Here is a 3,479-nt window from a genome sequence, read left to right on the forward strand (position 1 = left end):
ACAATTACATTTCCAACATATAACATTCCCTGTTGTCCTTCACCTTCAGCTTCTGCTCTCATCATCCTTGCCATTAAGTCGACGTCCGAACTTCGGTAATTTACTCTTGGCATTTTTCCACCCCCAAAATATAGTATGAAAAAAAGCCTACATTCATGTCATTGTTTATATAATAAGAATGCTTAGTTTTTAAAGCTTACAGTTTTTTAGTAAAATGAAAACTATTGCATTCTTTTTATCCCTTTATTCAAGTATACTGCCCCACGGCTTATAACATGTTGGTTATAAAAAAGAATGAATTAAAAATAGAATTGAAAAAGCAACACCAGACCGCAAATGCCACTTCCGGTCAATCCTCTGATATCGAAATAGTCCCGATATAGGAACTGGAAGCAGGACTAGCAAGGAAAGCAATCCACTTATATTATTAAAATCAAATTTGAAGCCGTGCATAAAGACAGCTACCGTATGCACGATAATAAAAGCAATGGCGATAATCGCTGCTGGAGTATGCCATCTTCGGGAAAAGCGCAGCAAAGTGGACAACCATTTTTTCACCTTGCCTTGACCTTTCAATTTACGAAGCCTAATAACACGAAGAAGCGCATAATAAGCAAGTACAAAAAATAAGGCAATTCTTGCATTGGAGCCCAACCCTTTAAATGTATGTTCGAACTGCCTGCTGTGCAGAGTGGTTAATGAAAGCTGTAATAGTCCCTTAAGTTCCCAAAGGATTATCGAAGCAGCGATAATAATCGCCACGATTACCCATATACGTTCCTTTTTAGGAATCCAGCCTTGTTTTTGGACCTTGATTTCTCGTGTATTCATTGATCTGTCCTCCTATAAACAACAGTAATGTATACATTACATCTCTGCATTTTTAAATTAAAAAACAACTTTTAGATCTTAACTTGGTCCTTTTCAGCGAAACTCCATCTTCAACTTAAGCACCCGATAGATTATATAAAATACTTCACATCCTTTAAATTAATACTGTAAGAACCTTACATGGGGCTTCATCACTACGTTGTTCAAATAAACTTATTAAATATGACATATAGATGCCTCCATTTTTTCCGAAAACAAACTACTTAAAGTTAAAATAACCTTCAATTTTATTTAAATACAATGTAGCACGATAAATGAATGCATTTTCTATATTAATGAATTCTTAATTATAAATTAATAGAAAAAATAGATTAATATGAATAAGACAAAAGGGCTATTCGCTATTAGATGAACTATTTATACAATGGTGCCGTTCCATATTTCTGTTTTGTACATACTTTGTAATTACGAATGGAAGGAGGCTCTGTACGTGGCAAATGGTGGATACGGAGCTGGCTTTGCTCTAATCGTCGTGTTTATCCTTTTAATCATCATTGGAGCAGCTCTGTATTAAAAGACACCAATAATTGATGGAGGTGTGAAAAACAACACACCTGTCCAATCCACTATTTTGTATATACATAATTCATTTCAAATAAGACTATTAAAATGCAAAAAAAATAAGATAAATTAAAAGGGGCAAAGTACATGATCAACGTTTTATTTGTATGCTTGGGGAATATTTGCCGTTCACCGATGGCTGAAGCTTTGTTTCGCGACTCAGTCAAAAAAGAAAATTTGCCTAACAAAATCGCTGTTGATTCCGCTGCAACCAGTTCATGGCAAATCGGCTTCCCTCCGCACGAAGGAACTCTCGATATTCTAAAGAAATACAATATCTCTTCTGATGGGCTTGTTGGACGCCACCTAAAGAAAGAAGACTTTTGGAAGTTCGACTATATAATCGGTATGGACGAAAGCAACATAAAAAATATTTACAGAATAACCGGCAAGCCTAATCATCCAAAGATCATTAGGATGCTTGACCTGACCAAATACAAGAAGAATGTCCCCGACCCATTTTTCACAGGTGATTTTGATGAAACCTATCGTCTTATTTCAGTCGGCTGCCGGGCATTACTCAAGAAAATACGCAGCGAACAAAACTTATAACAACAAGGCATCCAACTTAATCCGACGATCAAAACAGTTTCTATTTCACAGAACCCATTTTATGAAATTGTAAAATCCAGTTACTAAACAAAAATTTCAACGCAACACCGGCTTCGAGACGAATATTGTTTGTGAATGTTCACTTGTTGCGATCATTGTATTGTTAGAAGTCGCTGGTATCTGAGCTACGATTCTTCCGAAGTCAGTGATGTCTTCCTTTCCGAATTCGGAGATTAAGATGTTAAATATAATTGATGCAACTTTTCAATCTTTTTTTACTTTTCTAACTTCTTACATATTTCACGATGTGTCATATGCGACTTAAAGAAGCTATTACTCTATTCAAACTAACCTCTGTTACCTGAATAAGAAAAAAGCGAACCTTCATTATTGAAGGACGCACCCGTTTGTTTAAGTGTAACTCTTCACAATCAAATCCATTGTATTGATGAAATTAATTATGCACGATTCACATTTTCTAATGGGGTAATTATTTGTTCCAATATGCTTTTGCTTCCTCCTCAAGAACTTTTAATCTTTTATAATAATCAGGAAACTCGTTAAGATGAGCCAATGCAATTTTCCCGGTAATTAGAGGGTCATCACCAGTAACATTAGTTTGGCTGGATTGTTTCCCGTGTTCAAGTTCAGTATTTACTCCCATCCAAAACTCATCTAAATCAAACTTACTTTTAGTAAAGTCAATACCTAAAAGTAAAGCTATTGCTGATGCTTCCTCTTTAGAAAAGATAGTTCTGACCCTATTTAAACTACTCGATGCAATATTATTAGTTGTAACCCTAGTTGGATATTTGTTAAGTAAATTTCTATTTGAAAAATGAATAAAATCAATACCATAGTTAGAATAATTAAGGAAGCGATTCATATACGGAAAATTATTATAGTAGTACACATAATTCACTCCTAAACCAGTTGTTACCAATAACATATGTTAATTACTGGTTTATGCGCATGTATTTTACTTCTATAAAACCATTATGAAGCAATATGAAGGAATGTGTTACTCTTCACCTTATCCTAAAATTCAGAACAAGGTACTTTTATTAGAAAGGAACAAATTATATTTAGGAAATAATCACTAAAACATATATCTGTTTGAGTGTCTATTAATGACTACCTAGATAAGGTGGTTTTTTACAATTACTACATATTTATGGGTCAAATGCGAAATAAAGATCAATGGGTAAGCTATCCTCTTCTTCAACTCCCTCAGTTTGATACGAATAACTTTTGAATGCTCACTTATTCGCAGGATTCCATAACCCTTGTAATTGGATTTACGGGTAATTGAAATGAGTTCAGATCACTTTGGCTTCGTGAAGGCATAGATAAATAAAGGAGTCAGCTACCACTCCATATTTTACCATATAATGTACATCTCCACGCCGCCCCTGGAGGCTTTCCCTCCCATGTCTCAACGGGTCAATCGCCCTCTCATTCCTTCGTCATGCCTA

Annotated in this window: 4 protein-coding genes and 1 pseudogene; 2 read left to right on the forward strand and 3 right to left on the reverse strand. The window is 35.0% G+C overall.

What is annotated here, in order from left to right:
• Positions 1-113: pseudogene (locus tag COE25_RS28590) on the reverse strand (cell wall hydrolase); the annotation flags it as partial.
• Between the two features lie 169 nt (positions 114-282).
• A complete protein-coding gene (locus COE25_RS28595; RefSeq protein WP_098935071.1) occupies positions 283-831 on the reverse strand; it encodes a hypothetical protein in 549 nt (182 codons plus the stop codon).
• A gap of 484 nt (positions 832-1,315) precedes the next feature.
• Here COE25_RS28595 and COE25_RS32540 point away from each other — a divergent pair, with 484 nt between their 5' ends.
• Both COE25_RS32540 and COE25_RS28605 read left to right on the forward strand, forming a co-directional pair.
• On the forward strand, positions 1,316-1,405 hold the full coding sequence (locus COE25_RS32540) for a YjcZ family sporulation protein (RefSeq protein WP_257209013.1): 90 nt from the start codon (positions 1,316-1,318) through the stop codon (positions 1,403-1,405).
• 134 nt (positions 1,406-1,539) lie between these two features.
• Positions 1,540-2,004 (forward strand): low molecular weight protein-tyrosine-phosphatase, encoded by a 465-nt coding sequence (locus tag COE25_RS28605; protein ID WP_098935073.1) that lies wholly within the window; start codon positions 1,540-1,542, stop codon positions 2,002-2,004.
• A gap of 490 nt (positions 2,005-2,494) precedes the next feature.
• On the opposite strand, the gene COE25_RS31285 is transcribed toward COE25_RS28605, so the two are convergent.
• On the reverse strand, positions 2,495-2,917 hold the full coding sequence (locus COE25_RS31285) for a DUF5661 family protein (RefSeq protein WP_257209012.1): 423 nt from the start codon (positions 2,915-2,917) through the stop codon (positions 2,495-2,497).
• Positions 2,918-3,479 lie beyond the last annotated feature (562 nt).

The sequence above is a fragment of the Bacillus sp. AFS031507 genome, from assembly GCF_002584635.1.
In the GTDB taxonomy this organism is placed as follows: Bacteria; Bacillota; Bacilli; order Bacillales; family Cytobacillaceae; genus Neobacillus.